The organism is Evansella cellulosilytica DSM 2522 (assembly GCF_000177235.2).
GTDB classification, from domain to species: domain Bacteria; phylum Bacillota; class Bacilli; order Bacillales; family Salisediminibacteriaceae; genus Evansella; species Evansella cellulosilytica.
In genome coordinates, this window is record NC_014829.1 from 2,232,833 (window position 1) to 2,249,982 (window position 17,150).

The 17,150-nt window shown below is 34.1% G+C and carries 15 protein-coding genes; 11 read left to right on the plus strand and 4 right to left on the minus strand.

Annotation, left to right across the window (positions count from 1 at the left end):
- Nucleotides 1–36 precede the first annotated feature (36 nt).
- A complete protein-coding gene (locus tag BCELL_RS10165) occupies nucleotides 37–729 on the plus strand; it encodes an NAD(P)H-dependent oxidoreductase (protein WP_049786632.1) in 693 nt (230 codons plus the stop codon).
- Nucleotides 730–843: 114 nt separating this feature from the next.
- Here the strand turns inward: BCELL_RS10165 and BCELL_RS10170 are convergent, their stop codons facing one another.
- The gene (locus BCELL_RS10170; RefSeq protein WP_013488634.1) at nucleotides 844–1,449 is read right to left on the minus strand and encodes a YitT family protein; all 606 of its coding nucleotides are present in this window, start codon (nucleotides 1,447–1,449) and stop codon (nucleotides 844–846) included.
- A gap of 603 nt (nucleotides 1,450–2,052) precedes the next feature.
- Here BCELL_RS10170 and ilvA point away from each other — a divergent pair.
- The 3 genes from ilvA to BCELL_RS10185 all read left to right on the plus strand — a co-directional run bounded on the left by ilvA (nucleotide 2,053) and on the right by BCELL_RS10185 (nucleotide 8,003).
- Nucleotides 2,053–3,312 carry a threonine ammonia-lyase IlvA gene (gene ilvA, locus BCELL_RS10175; protein ID WP_013488636.1) on the plus strand — a complete coding sequence of 420 codons (1,260 nt, stop codon included), beginning with the start codon at nucleotides 2,053–2,055 and terminating at the stop codon, nucleotides 3,310–3,312.
- A gap of 214 nt (nucleotides 3,313–3,526) precedes the next feature.
- Nucleotides 3,527–5,014, plus strand: coding sequence for a methyl-accepting chemotaxis protein (locus BCELL_RS10180; protein WP_013488637.1), 1,488 nt, complete (start codon nucleotides 3,527–3,529; stop codon nucleotides 5,012–5,014).
- Nucleotides 5,015–5,450: 436 nt separating this feature from the next.
- Nucleotides 5,451–8,003, plus strand: coding sequence for a DEAD/DEAH box helicase (locus BCELL_RS10185; protein ID WP_013488638.1), 2,553 nt, complete (start codon nucleotides 5,451–5,453; stop codon nucleotides 8,001–8,003).
- A 182-nt stretch (nucleotides 8,004–8,185) separates the two neighbouring features.
- On the opposite strand, the gene BCELL_RS10190 is transcribed toward BCELL_RS10185, so the two are convergent.
- Complete coding sequence (locus BCELL_RS10190) at nucleotides 8,186–9,166, minus strand: 2-hydroxyacid dehydrogenase (RefSeq protein ID WP_013488639.1); 981 nt, start codon at nucleotides 9,164–9,166, stop codon at nucleotides 8,186–8,188.
- A gap of 285 nt (nucleotides 9,167–9,451) precedes the next feature.
- Between BCELL_RS10190 and BCELL_RS10195 the strand changes: the two genes are divergently transcribed.
- From BCELL_RS10195 to BCELL_RS10220, 6 genes are all read left to right on the plus strand, one after another.
- Nucleotides 9,452–9,673 carry a DUF2187 family protein gene (locus tag BCELL_RS10195; protein WP_013488640.1) on the plus strand — a complete coding sequence of 74 codons (222 nt, stop codon included), beginning with the start codon at nucleotides 9,452–9,454 and terminating at the stop codon, nucleotides 9,671–9,673.
- Between the two features lie 229 nt (nucleotides 9,674–9,902).
- Complete coding sequence (locus BCELL_RS10200) at nucleotides 9,903–10,337, plus strand: MOSC domain-containing protein (protein ID WP_013488641.1); 435 nt, start codon at nucleotides 9,903–9,905, stop codon at nucleotides 10,335–10,337.
- A 321-nt stretch (nucleotides 10,338–10,658) separates the two neighbouring features.
- On the plus strand, nucleotides 10,659–12,107 hold the full coding sequence (locus tag BCELL_RS10205; protein ID WP_013488642.1) for a spore germination protein: 1,449 nt from the start codon (nucleotides 10,659–10,661) through the stop codon (nucleotides 12,105–12,107).
- Nucleotides 12,108–12,109: 2 nt separating this feature from the next.
- Entirely contained in the window at nucleotides 12,110–13,285 is a 1,176-nt protein-coding gene (locus BCELL_RS21585; RefSeq protein ID WP_013488643.1) for a Ger(x)C family spore germination protein, read from the plus strand.
- A 6-nt stretch (nucleotides 13,286–13,291) separates the two neighbouring features.
- Nucleotides 13,292–13,513 carry a hypothetical protein gene (locus BCELL_RS10215; RefSeq protein WP_013488644.1) on the plus strand — a complete coding sequence of 74 codons (222 nt, stop codon included), beginning with the start codon at nucleotides 13,292–13,294 and terminating at the stop codon, nucleotides 13,511–13,513.
- A complete protein-coding gene (locus BCELL_RS10220) occupies nucleotides 13,510–14,628 on the plus strand; it encodes a GerAB/ArcD/ProY family transporter (protein ID WP_013488645.1) in 1,119 nt (372 codons plus the stop codon). Before BCELL_RS10215 ends, BCELL_RS10220 begins: the two co-directional genes overlap by 4 nt.
- Before the next feature lie 90 nt (nucleotides 14,629–14,718).
- Here the strand turns inward: BCELL_RS10220 and BCELL_RS10225 are convergent, their stop codons facing one another.
- Together BCELL_RS10225 and BCELL_RS10230 are read right to left on the minus strand one after the other, a co-directional pair.
- A complete protein-coding gene (locus BCELL_RS10225; protein WP_013488646.1) occupies nucleotides 14,719–15,405 on the minus strand; it encodes a hypothetical protein in 687 nt (228 codons plus the stop codon).
- 213 nt (nucleotides 15,406–15,618) lie between these two features.
- Nucleotides 15,619–15,972 carry a cupredoxin domain-containing protein gene (locus BCELL_RS10230; protein WP_013488647.1) on the minus strand — a complete coding sequence of 118 codons (354 nt, stop codon included), beginning with the start codon at nucleotides 15,970–15,972 and terminating at the stop codon, nucleotides 15,619–15,621.
- Nucleotides 15,973–16,279: 307 nt separating this feature from the next.
- Here BCELL_RS10230 and BCELL_RS10235 point away from each other — a divergent pair, with 307 nt between their 5' ends.
- Complete coding sequence (locus BCELL_RS10235) at nucleotides 16,280–17,143, plus strand: CvfB family protein (protein ID WP_013488648.1); 864 nt, start codon at nucleotides 16,280–16,282, stop codon at nucleotides 17,141–17,143.
- Nucleotides 17,144–17,150: the final 7 nt, after the last annotated feature.

Consider the following 17,150-nt stretch of genomic DNA (forward strand, 5'->3'; position numbering starts at 1 on the left):
ATGTATGTGAAAATGATCACATAACATCGATTAAGTATGAAGGAGAGAAGTAGATTGGAAAAAGCATTAACGAAAAAAGAGATCATAGAGGCATTCAATTTTAGACACGCAACAAAAGAGTTTGATGCAAATAAAAAAATAAGCGAAGATGATTTTCAGTTTATTTTAGAAACAGGAAGGCTGTCTCCGAGTTCGATAGGATTGGAGCCATGGAAATTTCTAGTAATCGAAAATAATGAATTAAAAAATAAGCTAAAAGAAGTAAGCTGGGGAGCACAAGGGCAATTGCCGACAGCTAGTCATTTCGTTGTTATTTTAGCGAGAACAATTAAGGATGTAAAATACGACTCAGAATATATAAAGAAGCAAATGTTAGAGGTGAAAAAATTCCCCGAACATCTTTTAAGTAAAATACAAGAAAGATACAAGACTTTTCAAGAATCTGATTTGCACTTATTAGAAAATGAGCGTACTATTTTTGATTGGTCGGTGAAACAATGCTACATTGCACTTGCAAACATGATGACTGCAGCAGCACTTATCGGAGTAGATTCTTGTCCTATTGAGGGATTTCAATATGATCATGTTCACCAAATTTTAAAAGAAGAAGGATTATTAGAGGATGGGAACCTAGATGTCGCTGTGATGGTTGCGTTTGGTATTCGAGCTCAGGAGCCTCGACCTAAAACGAGAAAACCATTAGAAGACATTGTTCATTGGGTAAAATAAGAGGGCGCACTCTGTTACATCAGCGAGGGAACGGTCTCTTCGCTGTTTGTATAGGAGTTGTCGCAAAGTAAAAAGATTAAGAGTAGCTTCGAATAGCTAATTTTAATCTTTTTCTTATGCGCTAGCATCTACTTCTACACGTTCCTCAGCTTCTTGATTATAATTTGCTATCTTTGTTTTAAATAGACTAATAACTGCTGAAAGCATAATAATAGATAAAATGGAATATGCACCTCTTATTAGTCCAACACTATAAAGCCCAATTAAAATAACAACTAAATCAAAGACAAACATCGTTTTACCAGGATCTAAGTTAAATCGTTTTTGTAAAAATAATGATAATATATTTGCTCCACCTAATGAAGAGCCGTTTAAAAATAACAGACATAGCCCAAAACCTACTATCATGCCACCGGTAATAGACCCGACAAGTGGGTGGACATAAAAATAAGGCGTTAATTGGACAAGCTCTGTCATAATTGAAAGTGTTGCAACTGAAAAGATTGTAGAGATCGTAAATTTCCAACCCATTTTTAAGTATGAAAGAACGTAGAAAGGGATATTGATGAGGAAAAATGTTAAAGCAAATGAAGCATTTGTTAAGTAGGAGAAGCTTAAGGCTAATCCAGCAGTACCTCCGGTGATCACTTCACTATACTGCAGTAATAGTAGACCTAAACTAACGATAAAACAACCGACGACCATGTATATCATTTTCATAGTTATACACTCCTTTCTGCTTATTGATTAATGTTATATCGATATAGTTTAAATATATTGTTAAATATGTAGATTACCGAAATACATTATAAAATAAAACGGTTTTATAAGCAATAAAGTACTGTGAAGCGTTATGTAGTTAAAGCGGAGAAGTGTATACTTACTTTTGTAATATAATCTAACAAACGAGTAAACGTTATCATTGTTCATCTTCCGTTCATATTCAATTGTTAGAATGATAGTTAAGAAACATATATCATATTGAAAATTTCTATAAAAAGTGTGAAATAAAAATAAAAAAAATTTTAAAAGGGAGTGAAAAGCATCGTGGGTGAAGTAGATAACTTAAAGAGTAAAAAGAAAAAAACTATTCTAGAAATAGTGAATGAATTAAAAAAAGAAGGTATTGATGTACAATTATGTCAAAGAAAAAAATAGCTTTTATAAAGATAAAAAGTAAGAAATAGAGTCTTCGGCGAAAATGACCATCTAATTTCTTTTTCCCTTCATTAAATTAATGTATTAAATTTAATCTTCTATTTTATAATACTTCTGTATATGGTAGTATAAGTCTAACTACCAAAGGCAGGAAGGAATTGTAGTATGAGTAAAACGTTAAGTAAAATTCAAATTAAAGATATTATTATTGCGAATCAAGTATTGAAGGACGTTGTCGTAAAAACACCGCTACAAAGAGATGAAATATTATCTGAGCGCTATCATTGTAATGTTTACTTAAAAAGAGAAGATCTTCAGGTTGTTCGATCCTTTAAAATACGTGGTGCCTACAATCTTATGCAAGGTTTGTCAAAGGAAGAGCTAAAAAATGGTGTTGTATGTGCCAGTGCAGGAAATCATGCGCAAGGTGTTGCATATTCTTGCAAAGCTCTAGGGGTAAAAGGTAAAATCTTTATGCCTAGCACGACACCGAGACAAAAGGTGTCACGAGTAGAGTTTTTCGGTGGTCCGTTTATTGAAGTTATTTTGACTGGTGATACATTTGATGACTCTTATGATGAAGCAAATGCTTTTTGTGAGCAAAATGATATGGCCTTTATCCATCCTTTCGATGATTATCGGACCATTGTTGGTCAAGGAACGATTGGACTAGAAGTTCTTGATAATGTCGAAGAACCTATTTCTCATATATTTATGGGTATCGGTGGAGGCGGGCTGATTTCTGGTGTAGGTTCCTATATTAAAAGCATTAGCCCAGATACAAAGGTAATTGGAGTGGAACCTGAAGGTGCACCTGCTATGAAGGAATCACTAGCAAATGATAAAGTCGTAAAGCTAGAAAAAATAAATAAGTTTGTTGATGGTGCTGCAGTAAAACAAGTTGGTAACATTACGTTCGAAGTTGGTAAAGATGTCATCGATGATATCGTACTAGTTCCTGAAGGCAAGGTCTGTACAACATTACTAGATTTGTATAACGAAAATGCTATTGTTGCTGAGCCTGCTGGTGCACTATCAATTTCCGCACTAGATACTTATAAAGAAGAAATTAAAGGGAAAAACATTGTATGCATTATTAGTGGAGGAAATAATGATATTGATCGCATGCAAGAAATGAAGGAGCGTTCTTTAATCCATGAGGGCTATAAGCATTATTTTATCGTTAATTTCCCACAAAGAGCAGGGGCGTTGAGAGAATTCATGCGTGATGTTTTAGGAGAAACAGATGACATTACAAGGTTTGAATATACGAAGAAAAACAACCGTGATAAAGGTCCAGTGTTAGTTGGAATTGAACTTAAGAAAAAGGATGATTATCAACCTTTAATTGACCGAATGAATAAAAAGGGTTTTACATATATTGAAATAAACAAAGACCAAAATTTATTTAATCTATTAATTTAATCTTAAATATTATAGAGGATGGCTCAATGGTTTTTAACCTATTGAATCATCCTCTTTTTATTATCTATCAATAAAAATACGACTATTATACTTATTTCGATAAAAAAATAAGTTCATATTGTAGTATTATGTCGAACGGAATATAATATAAGTGAGTAAAACGTCCTATTATACATATTTTAATCTATTTAACTTTATGAAATGAGGCAGAAGGATGAAAACAAAAAAACACGGTAGTAAAGATGAACATTTATCAGTAATTGAAAAAGATATGGTGAGAAGAAATTCAATCGTATTTCTTGCAGTTTCCATTGTCACCCTTTTAGTAATTGTTTCCGTATTTACGATGAGCGGGGATATGGATTTGAGCCAATATGCACTCATATCTACGCAACTACTAGTATGGGGGACATTTGGTTTCTTACATTTCAGGAGGAAGCTAATACTTAAAGTTCCTTATATTGCTGTTTATGGAACTGCTCTTTCTACAACTCTAGTATTATTAACAACGCCAAATGCGACAAATGTATTTACGATATATTATTTAATTATTCTTGCACTTATTTATATGAACAGTAAAATTTCATATAGTATTCAGTTTTATGGGTTACTAATGATGATTTATTTAGTTTTCTTCCAAGACTCAATTAGCACAGAGGACCAAATTTCTTATATTTTATACTACATTCTAATATCTATTTTAATTTTTTCCTTCTTAAAAGTTTCATCTGGCATTAATGATCAAATAAAACAATCGAGTGAACAAACAAAACTCCTTTTAGAGCAACAGAGGGAAGAAAAGAATAAATTAATTCAATTAGTGAATGAACTTTCAAAAAATATGGGAGTAGTATCAAAATCGAGTGATAGTAATCATCAATCGTTTAATGAAATGAGTGCTACGTTTCAGGAAATAGCCTCTGGCGTTAATACACAAAATGAAGCTACACTTGAAATTAATGATTCTGTCTCGTCCATGCGTGATAACATGAAGGTGCTTTTTACTTCAATGAACGATTTAAAGGAAGAAGCATTGAAAACAAATGAATTATCTGAAAACGGTCAAGAATTAATAGAATCTTTAACGAATACAATTAATCAGTTTAAAGATGAAATTGATTCAATGTCTTCAGATATAAGCCAATTAATAAATAATTTAAAAGAGACTGATCAATTTAGTAACACTATTATGGAAATTGCAAATCAAACTAATTTACTTTCATTAAATGCGAGTATTGAAGCGGCTAGAGCAGGGGAACAAGGAAGAGGGTTTGCTGTAGTTGCAAATGAAATCAGAAATTTATCTGACATGACGTCAAACTCTGCAGAACAAATATCTAAACAAATTGCTCAGTTTTCATCGCAATCTGATGTGACGAGAAATCGAATGATTCAAGTAGCTGAGCAAATGGGGAAAAGTTATGATGTTACAACAAAAACAAACGAATCGTTTAAAGAAATTAATTCAGCTATTAACAAGCTAAGTAGCCTTTCCGATAATAGTAACAAATTAATGTTGGATATCAATAAAACAGTAGAAGTAATAAATGTTTCTACTGAAGAATTAGCTTCGGTAAGTGAAGAGTCTAGTGCATCAATTGAACAGTTAATTGCCACATTGGAAAATATCTTAGATGGTAATTCATCTAGTCTACAAAGTATTAAGCAAGTTGAAAACGCATTAAAAAACATTTCACAATAAGAATATTAAAGTGAAGTCTGCACTTTTTACATAAAGTGTAGACTTTTTTTAAAAGATAAGCAGAAAGTACAAATTTTCAGTGGAATTTTATCGCCGTGCGTACTAGCGAGAAGAGCACTCACTAGTACTTTAAGAGCTATGGCGAAATTCCACTGGTTCTAAGAAAAGACTAAAAACGAGCTTCAAGCTTTTTTTAGTCTTTTTTATGGTTATATTTGTAAATTTCCAACATTGAAAGCCCTTTAGCTTTATCGACTACCGTTATTGTTCTGTTTACCTGAGTCAGTGGCACAGCATCATCGACAACATTAACGATTTCAGTATTTATTCTGTTGTTAAGATTATTCCTTTTTTATTTCATTCGTATTATGCATGTAACAATGATATAGTGAAAAAAATAAATACATAACCATTGAAATATTAGAGGGGTTTATATATGGATAAACTAATGAGTATTGTTGATGAAACTATTTTAATTACGAAGAAAAAAGTAACAGATGATATATACGTGGTTATTGGTGAATATGACACTTGTCCTTCGCTACATACATACTTAACAGAGAGAAGAAAATACTTGGAGCAAATTTGGACAAATGTCTTTATAAACAAAGCAACTAATGAACTTTCAAAGAAACAGAAAAAGCAAATTTTGATTGATAAAGGCTATGATGTTGAGAGTATACCGAGAAAACAAATGAACCAGCTATTTCGATCTATTATGAAAGAATATGCTGATTTCGATGTGGTTCATTGGTTAAACAATGAGTATGAACATCATCCTTTAAGTTGGGAGGAACTTTATCATACTGCTAGGGAAGAGTATATTAAGCGTGAAGAAGCGAAAAGGTATATGGAGTTACGGGATGAAGTCTTTGCACAACTTAACGATGGGACCTCAATGATAATTGATGAGAAAAAAGATGACATATACATATTTGTTCGTTATCACCTTGGAAAACAGTTACGTAAGGATCTCATAGGTGATAGCAATGAGAGTATCGATTCTCTCGAACTTCAAAAGCAGATTACTAAAAAGTGGAACTTCCAAAAGCCGATAGAAGTGACATATGAGGATTTTCTAGTAGAGTTATTCAGTGTTCAACACGCGAAATCTTACGGTACATATGAATATGTTTATGATCAAGTTGTATTAGATTGTATTTTTTCTATTTTACCTAATATGCTACTAAAACAACTGCCTGAAAACACAGTAGCTCTCTATTATCAATTATTTTATGAAAAGTTAAATGAAGAGGATTTAAAAGCATTACTAGGGGAAAAAGTATATGTTTTAGCTAGTGAGATGGAGTTAAGAATTAAAAATGAATTGTTAATTGACCTCTTAAGCAGTGCAAATATTTCTTTCGATTTTGACATGCAAAGAAAATTGTACTTACAACAAACCGAAGTGAAAGAGAAAAAGCTACAATTAGCTAAAGAAGAAGAATTACGTTTAAAAGAAGCAGAAGAGCAAATGATTGAAGATATTTTCGGACGAGAATACCGGCCACCATTAGGAAGAAATATACGTTATGTATTACACATTGGTGAAACAAATACAGGGAAAACATTCCAAGCGCTAAAAAGCATGAGTGAGGCTAAGAGTGGATTATACTTAGCGCCTCTCAGATTATTGGCTCTTGAGGTTTACGATAAATTAAATGGAGAAGGTGTTCCGTGTTCCTTAAAAACGGGAGAGGAAGAAAAAGAAGTGGACAATGCTAACCACTATTCCTGTACAGTAGAAATGTTTCACGAAAAAGAATATTTTGATGTAATAGTGATAGATGAAGCACAAATGATCGCTGATAAAGATAGGGGATTTTCTTGGTATAAAGCAATAACAAAAGCGAATGCAAATGAAGTCCATATCATTGGAAGTGTTAATTCAAAAGAAATGATCCTTCAATTGCTAGGGGATTCTAATGTTGTCATTCATGAGTATGAGCGTGATATACCGCTTCAAGTGGAGAAAAAAGAGTTCAATTTAAAGCAAACGAAAAAGGGTGATGCACTCGTCTGTTTTTCGAGAAGGCGTGTTCTTGAAACTGCGTCTAATCTAGAGAATAACGGACATAGAGTAAGTATGGTTTATGGAAGTATGCCACCGGAGACAAGAAAAAAACAAATGAAGCTCTTTATTGATGGTAAAACAACAGTGATTGTATCAACTGATGCGATTGGAATGGGATTAAATTTACCGATACGGCGAATTGTTTTCTTAGAAAATGATAAGTTCGATGGTACGAGGAGGAGAAGACTATCGTCTCAGGAAGTGAAACAAATTGCTGGAAGAGCCGGTAGGAAGGGAATATATGATGTTGGGAAAGTAGCTTTTACGAAAGAGATAAAGCTAATGAAACGGCTTTTGAATCAACAGGATTTTCCTGTTCAAACATTTGCGATTGCACCTACTAATAACGTTTTTGAAAGATTTCAACATTACTCCCGTGACTTAGGCAAGTTTTTCGAATTATGGGATAAGTTCAGAAGTCCTAAAGGAACAAAAAAAGCAGCACTTACTGAAGAGAAAGCGCTCTACGAGCTTATTAGCGGTACTGAAATAGAAGCAAGATTTTCAATGATGGATCTGTATGGATTTTTGCATTTACCTTTTTCTACAAGAGAGCCTTCGTTAACTGAGCAATGGCAAGAGACGATGCAAGCGATCATTGATGGAGCTTCACTACCTGAACCAATCATAAAAAAAGGTAGCTTAGAGCAGTTAGAGCTATCATATAAATCGATTGGTCTGCACTTACTTTTTCTATATCGTTTAGAAAAAAGAACAGAGGCCATATATTGGGAGCGCGTGCGAGAGGAATTAAGTGATGATGTGCACGTGTCATTAAGAAATGATGTAAAAAAATTTGCGAAGAAATGTAAACGATGTGGGAAAGTACTTCCGTACGATTTTTCATACCCTATCTGTAGTAAATGTTTCTCTTTAAAATACCGAAAGAAAAAGAAAAATATATATTACGACTAAAATAGAAATACATGATTCAAGCTCGTTAGAAAAAGGCTGACTCAAAGTGATTATTTAACTATTGAGTCAGCCTGTAAGCAATAAGTAGGAACCATTGCCAGCACATTCATTAGCTTAAGCTAAAAATTGAGAGAGTATCAAAAGTAAAAATGGCGTGTCAAAATAAATAAATAAACGCCTCCTTATCCTTCCCATACTTGTTTGTTTATTAGAGTAGGTGGCTTACATCCAGTGAGTGCTTTTTTTATATTTTCTGCAGCTAGTTTAGACATATTATATTCACACTCAATTGTAGAAGATCCTATATGAGGGAGCGTAACGATATTATGTAAACGAAGTAAAGGGTTATCTTTATTTGTTGGTTCTTCTTTATATACATCAACACCGGCAGCATGAATTTCACCATCGACTAATGCATCGTATAGTGCAGCTTCATCTACATTTTTCCCTCTAGAACCATTGATGAAAATGGCAGTACTTTTCATACTTTTAAATTGTGATGCACTAATCATATTTTTAGTTTTATCTGTTGCAGGAACCATAAGGCAAACGAAGTCAGAGTTCTCTAACAGCTCATTTAGTTCACAATATGTAGCGCTATAGGTATTCTCTGCTTCTTTATTACGTGAACGGTTATGATAAAGAATATTCATCCCAAAACCGAAATGTGCCCTTTTCGCGATAGCACTACCGATGCTACCTAAACCTATAATACCTAATGTTTTGTGATGAACATCTAAACCGTATTGCTCAGGTTGTAGCGAAATATTCCAGTTACCTTCTTTTACGAATGAATCGAGTTCGGGGATTCTTCTTGCAGTCGCTATAAGTAAGCCAAAAATTGCATCGGCTGTTGTATCATCCAACACCCCTGGTGTGTTCGTTGCCATAATGTTTCTTTTTGTCATTTCTTCTATATCTAAATTATCATAACCAACGGATACGTTTGAAACGACTTTTAATTTGGGGGCATGCTGAAGGAGTTGTTTATTTACCTTTAATGCTAGGCCTATTATTCCATCCGCTTCCTGCAATGCATGATCAAATGCAGCGTCACCTAAATATTCATGATTATAAAAGCAAGTAACATCAAAATCTTGTTTTAACTGTTCGACGACTCTATCATCTACTCGCATATAAGATATGATCTTCTTTTTCAACATTCATCCTCCTTCCTATTTCATTACATAAGAACGATAACATAAAAAGCATTAATGAACCAACAGTTTAGTTCTGATAATGTGATAATGAATAAAATGTTGCATTACGTTTACTTTTTTAAATGGACAATGAATCGTGGAAGATTTATATTATATATATTAATCGTTTTGTTTATTTACTATTAGTGTGTATAATCATAGTGGTATTTTAAAAAGTATGATGGATAATTTTGTTTGTTATCGATTCATTATTTTGTGAAATACTGTTTATAAAAGGAGGGTTTAGGCATGGAAGAACAAGACAAAGAAAAAGAAATCGAAATCGAAAAGCCCCCCGTAGAAATTGGGGAGACAGTCACGATAACTAAAGGTGAGTATAAAGGGGAAGATGCTAAAGTTATTGCTGTTTATACGAATTCAATAGCAGTAGAACTAAACAAAATGCAAAAAGATGGTACGTTAGCAAGAACCGTGTTCAGTCATAAGGAATATAAACTAAAGAAAAATTAATACATAGGATAAAGAAGTGACAGAGAATATCTTGGCAATGGCTACACTCGCTGGGCACAAAAAAAGACTAATACGAACGTATTAGTCTTTTTTTAGATATAATTATTAGAAAAAACTGGCTTACAGTAGTGACTATGGGGAACCAAGCCTTTCTTTAAGATGAATTAGTAGTATTAATTATCATTTTAAAGAGATTCCTCAGTTAAAATAAATACGAGAGGAGAAAAAAATGACTGGTAAAGTACAGAAAATATGGATAAAAAGGATGGCAGGTGGCCCAATGGATGAAGTTGACGAAGCCATCCTTATTAAGGAAAAAGGAATAGTACATAATGCAGATCAAGGGGGGAAAAGACAGGTTACCTTTCTCGAGGAAGACGTATGGAGCAAACTAATGGATGAGTTAAATGCTAATTTAGATCCTGCAACTAGAAGAGCAAATTTTTTAGTCAAAGGTATAAACTTAAAAAATAGTAGGGGGAAAATATTACAAATAGGAGAGTGTGAAGTTAAGATTCATGGTGAGACAAAGCCATGTAGACAAATGGATGAAGCGCTCCCTGGTTTAAAAGATGCTATGTTTCCAGATTGGGGTGGTGGCGCATTTGGAACAATTATATCAGGTGGAAAAGTAAAGCAAGGAGACGAAATTGTCTTTAAATAATGGATACTTTAACTTCAGGATAAATTCCTGAAGTTATTTTTGTAGAAGCCACGTGAAATGTTTCGCAGCGTAGGAGGTAAAATGTACCTTGCTTTATTTTGAGGGGTGATTCAATTGGGAAATATTCTAGGGCATTGAAAAAGGCCTAGGCCTGAATTTTTCAGCGCAACAAATGTTCTTAGTTTAGTCACCTCTCTTAGTTTACTGGCTATGTAAGGATAAGAAGCCTAAAAGTGGTAACAATAAGAGAAACTTTTTAGGTGGGGTAAGGAATGACTAATCAAGTAGAAACAACACTAGTTTCTAAATTAGGTAAAAACCTTGCGTTTTTTTAAAGGTATGTTTCAAGATTCTTCGGATATGGTGTTTAGGTCTTTCCGCATTAATGGCAAGACAGCTTCCTTAATATTTATAGATGGTTTAGTTAATACAAAGGATATTCACGAGCACGTTTTAACAGAATTACTTCATTGGGAAAAAGATGTGGATTTATCTGTATTTGATTATGAAAATGACATTTTGTCTTTAACACAAGTCGAGGAAGAAAATGTGTATAAGAATATTGTGAAAAAGATATTAGCAGGTAGTGTTGTGCTACTCATTGACGGTAAAGAAAAAGCGATTATCATTGACGCTACACAGTTTGAGACACGGAGTATTGCAGAGCCGGAATCAGAAGCGGCAATTCGTGGTCCTCGGGAAGGATTTATTGAAAGCTTAAGAGTAAATACTTCTTTAATACGAAGGAAACTGCGTACGGAAGATTTAAAGGTTGTTTCCAAAACCGCTGGTGAAAAAACGAATACAAACATGGCACTTATTTACTTAGATGAAGTAGTAGATCGGAAAGTATTAGCGGAAGTGGAAGCAAGACTAGATAGAATCAAAATAGATGGCGTGTTGGAAACGGGATATATTGAAGAGTTAATTGAAGATAATCCTTGGAGCTTATTTCCGCAAGTGCAAATAACGGAACGCCCTGATACAGTTGCGGCAAATGTATTAGAAGGAAGAATCGCTTTAGTAGTAGATGGTACTCCTTTTGTAATGATTCTTCCTGCTACCTTTTGGCAACAATTCCAAGCTAGTGAAGACTATTACGATCGCTTTTATGTTGGCACTTTTTTAAGAATGTTAAGACTTATTTTTCTTGGGATAGCTACGTTGTTACCTGCACTTTACGTTGCGATTACTACGTTTCATCAGGAAATGATTCCGACAAATTTATTATTAAGTATCGCAGCAAGTAGAGAAGCAATACCCTTTCCAGCGATAGTGGAAGCGTTTATTATGGAAATTTCATTTGAAGCTTTAAGAGAAGCAGGGGTTCGCTTACCTAAGACCATTGGACAGGCGGTTAGTATTCTTGGAGCTTTAGTAATCGGTACAGCAGCAGTTGAAGCAGGAATTGTGTCAGCCCCTATGGTAATTGTCGTATCACTAACAGGGATTGCTTCTTTTACAATACCAAAGTTCAGTCTTGCGATTTCCGTTAGATTAATTAGATTTCCATTAATGATATTAGGTGGGGTATTTGGTTTGTTTGGCATTATCGTTGGAGCAATGATGATTACTGCGCATTTATGTAAGCTTCGAACGTTTGGTGTTCCGTATTTTTCACCTATTGCACCTTTAAAAATCAAGGAGTTAAGAGATATTTTTATTCGAATTCCAATTTGGAAATATAATAGACGTCCAGAAGAATTCACGAAGACAAACGTCAAGCGACAAAGTAATAATTTATATCCATCTCCAAATAGGGGGGAATAAAGATGTTGTTAAAGAGTTTCATACGGCTGTGCTATTTTTTCGTAGGTATTTCTTTTCTTCCTCTTTTGAGTGGTTGCTGGGATAGAGCTGAAATAAACGATATTGCAATTGTTATGGGATCCGCATTTGATAAGGTGGGAGAGGAATATGAAGTGACTATGATATCCCCTCTACCAGGAGAAATGGGAGGGCCTAGTGGCGGTGGTGGTGGTACTTCCGGTGGTGCCACTTACTATTTGGATGCTGCATTAGGAAGAAGTATAAGAGATGCATCAATGAATTTGCAGAGAAGGATGTCAAGAGAGTTAAAACTAGGACATAGGCGAATATTGCTTATCGGGGAAGAGCTTGCTAAAGAAGGTGTTCGAAAGCCACTAGACGTGTTGTCTCGTCATCGTGAGTCGCGTATAACGACACAAGTGTTTATAACAGAAGGAAGCGCGAAAGACGTTTTAAGCGCGCAACCACAGCTAGAGAATATTTCTGCTGAAGCGATTAGGGAATTAGGGGGCAGATCATACAATATTATGCTCAGGGACTTTCTATTGGAGTTTCAACAAAAAGGAAATGATCCTATACTTCCTGTAGTAAAGACAACGGAAAATAGATCACCGATTAAGGAAAATGTTGCAGAACAAGTGGAGATTTCAAAACTAGCCATTTTTAAAGGGGATAAGTTACACTTTTTTACTAATAAGGAAGAGACAGCTGGGGTTGATTGGTTACTTAGTATTATGGAAGGGCATGAATACACTTTTGTTGTTAATGAAGAAAAAAAGGAGACATTTACAGTTTTCATAAAGGAAGCTAATTGTACTATTGATTATGATCTAAACGATGAAGAGCCATTCTTTAAGATTGACATTAAAACTTCAGGAATCGGTGTAGAAAACGTATCAGATATCAACTTAGAGGAACGAGGGGGGTATGAAAAATTAAACGAGCTCATGAACGAACAAATCAAACAGGAAGTAACGTCGATCATTGATCATACATTATCAGAAGGGATTGATTCTTTTGGGTTCGGCTGGCATCTACATCGAAGAGAAAGAAAGATTTGGAAGGAGTTAGAGCAACACTGGCAAGAAAAACTACCAAATATTGATTATGAAATAACGATAAATAGCTCTGTTGAATTGCCAGGACTAGTTACTGAAGGGGTAGGAATAGGGGAGTGATTTAAAATGCTAGAAATCATGATTGTTTCGGTAATACTCATTAGTACTTATTTTTTTTGGAAAAAGGAATTGAAAAAAAAACTGAAGTTTCGAATTCAGTATCTATTAATTAGTAGTATTACATTTTTAGTATCCTTTTTCTTTGTAATAGAAGGAAGTCTTGATTGGTATACAAGCTTTTTATATCGCACGTTTGGATATTTCACAAAACTGGTGATTGGTATATGAAAATACAATTGTCAGAAAGACAAGTGATGTTTTTGGCAGGAAATGCTGTCATTGCTAGTAGTCTTGTTGTATTGCCACAATCATTAATTGATTTAGCGCTGCAAAATACTTGGATAATTCCTATATTTATTTTTCTTTATGTGTATATTTTATTCAACATTAGCTTATTTGGGGTTGGGAAATTAAAGAGCGTTAAGAATGTATTTAGCGATAAAAATAAAAAAAACTGGGGAGAAAAGTTGATCGTAGTTTTATTTCTTATTTTTATCGTTCATGTCGTCATGAGAGATTTACGTGTTCTCTCTGGCTTTGTAGAGACAACGTTGCTCCCTTCAACCCCTCTTTTTGCAGTAACGTTATTAATTATCGTTTGCTGCACATATATTGCTTGGGCGGGAATGGAAGTGGTCGCTAGGTTTACTGAATTACATTTTATTATCTTTATCGGTATTATTTTGTTTGTTCCAATATCTTTGGCGGGAGAAATTAAACTTGAGAATTTCGAGCCAGTGCTTGGAATGGAGATAATTCCTTCATTATTATCTTCCTCTTTTATCGCCATTTCTTGGTTCGGTGAATCGATCGTATTATTACTTATTATTAACATGATTGCAGCACCTGTGAAAAGGATAAAATGGTCATTTATTCTAGGGACAACTATAGGAATAGCGTTATTTTCCATATTACTTTTTACACAAATTGGTGTATTAGGCGCAGAAATATTACGCTATTCAGCTTACCCTACGTATACATTAGTGCAACAAATTCGAATTACAGAGTTTCTAGATCGTTTAGATTTAGTGTTAGTTACACTATACTTTCCGACGATGTTTTCTAAAATTTCGTTATTTATTTATGGTAGTTACCGGTGTATTGAATTATTACTCGGTGAAACTAAAAAAGCGGTCATGATACCCATTGTTCTTACAATTGCTATATGCTCAATGGAAATTTTCTCTAATAAAGCAGTGAAGCTAGATTTTCAAATTTACTCATGGCCGATGCTTGGGCTTATTTTACAGCTATCAATAGCCATTGGTGTAGTATTTATCATTAAAGCAGAAAACAAAAAAAATAAAGACAAAAATGGAGGCTACGATCAAAACAACAGCTAAAAAAAGAGGGTGACTCACAAGGTCGAATTTTTACCTTTTGAGACACCCTCTAACTTTTTGGACAGTCTACTTAGCTCTAAAATAATGTGATTATTCCATTAACTTCTTTAAATCTTTATAAAATTTTTGGTTATAAGCAGTTATATAGTGCACTCTTGCTTTATTTAATGGAATCATCTCTGAACATGATTTTATTTCACACATAACAAAGTCTTGCTCTTTTTTCACTATATATTTATTTCTTTTTTTACAATGTTGGCAGGTGGCGCTAATGAGGTGTGCAACAGCGCCTTTTGCATATGCACCTTTTGTATCATCCTTCGTTTCTCTAGACAGTTCTTTAAATAAAAAGGCATTAGTTGCGGCTCTGCCAGTCCTTTTCACAAGCGTATCCAATGTTATAATAGGTTTAGCGTTTCTCACCGGTTTTCTTTTGACGGCTATGTTATCGAATTCATCCATTTCTAGTAATCCATACCCTTTAGGAATTTCTTCCTTTAATAGGAGTCCTTTTGGGGTTAATATATAAGCGTAATGGGATAGTGCATAATAGCTATAAGGGGCGTCTAATATTGCATCACGACGAAAATCCTCTTTAGAAACTTTCACTTCTATTATTCTGGATTCTTTTCTTTTAAAATTGATTCCGACTGCATCGGCTATTACTTTTTTTCTTCGATAATATAGCTTTACCTCACTTGCACATAAATCAGTCATTTTTGCTTTTAGCCAATACAGCGCTTGATTTTTATAATGTTTATGTAACGAACTCTCCATATCCTCTTCCTTTCGTGCAATATAAGACTTACTTACTGTAAGTATAGTACATAAATGAACAGTAGAGAAGTAAGAGAAGTTTTCAATAAATTAATTACGTTTATACGAGACTCAAAAAGAAAAATAAAGAGGGAAGTGAATAAGGTAAAGTAAAGATCTACCTTTTTCAGTTCCCTCATAATATATTATCTTATTCCTCATCTATGTGCGTCATTATTGGACGACTAATGTTGCTACCATATCACGGTGACCCGCACCACAAGGGATGCTACATATTATTTCATATTCACCTGCTTCTAGTATTGCACCAGCGGAGCCATTTCCATTGATAGTAACGCCGGTACCTACAATTTCAATTCCGTGGTGACCTTCGCCGTTAACGTGATTAATAAGTACTTCTCCTTCAGGTACCGTATAAGTGTCTTCGTCAAAATCCCAATTTGTTGATGTGATAGTAACTTCAAATGCATCTTCACTCACTTCTACCTCTTCACCGCCATTATTTCCACAAGCTCCTAAAAGAACAATAATGGTAGTAATCATAAACATAAATAATAACTTTTTCATCGTTTCCTCCTTGTGATTCTACAAGATCTTCTATTTTTCACACATATTAAATTATGCAAAATAATAAGCGTTTTGTCCAGAAAGGTGATAATCAATAGTAAAATATAAATATGTTAAAATCATTTATTACTTCTATTATAATGGAACTCTTACTAACTTGTTGTGAGCTATGTCACAATCTATATCATCAATGAGTTAGTAAAACGTGTTTGGACTAGTTTTATTCTTTATGTTCGATCATGTATAATGATATTCATAAATAAAAATGGTTTATCTTAATAATGTCATTAGAAAGAAGGTTAGGAATATGAGTGAAATTAAAGTAGGGACGATTACGACTTTAAAAGTAGAAAGAAAAATAGATACGGGTTACGTATTAACAAATGGCAAAGTCGAAGTTTTATTACATATCAATGAAGCAGATGGGGATTTAGATGTTAATCAAGAGGTTGACGTATTTATTTACCAAGATAAAAAAGGACAAACGATTGCTACGATGTCAATTCCAGATATTCATTTAAATACATATGGTTGGGCAGAGGTTGTAGATTCAGTGAGAAATTTAGGTGTTTTTGTGGATATTGGCATCCAAAAGGAAATATTAGTTTCTAAAGATGATCTACCATTACTAGAGGGAGTTTGGCCAAAAGCTGGGGATGAGCTTTTCGTCACATTGGAGTCAGATAAAAGAGGACGTTTGTTAGCGAAACCAGTTACTGAAGAGATTATCGAGCAAGAACGAGATAGAGCACAACCATCAATGCTACATCAGCAAACGAGTGGAAGAGTATATCGTTCAACAAAAGTCGGCTCTTTTATTATCACAGAAGAGGGTTTTCGCGGCTTTGTTCACCATACAGAAAGAAAAACAGAACCAAGATTAGGTCAATGGATTGAAGGTAGAATAATTGCTGTAAAAGATGATGGAACAATCAATGTTTCGATGCGTCCAATAAAAACGGAAGGAATAGAAGAGGATGCTGAGGCAATATTAAACTATTTGAAGAGTAATAATGGTTCTGTATCTTTGACGGATAAAAGTAATCCAGAAGAGATTAGAAACACGTTTAATATTAGTAAAGCTTCCTTTAAACGTGCTATCGGTAAGCTTTTAAAGGAAAACAAAGTTGTTCAAAAAAATGGAGAGACTATATTACAAGATGAGTCTTAAGAGAATG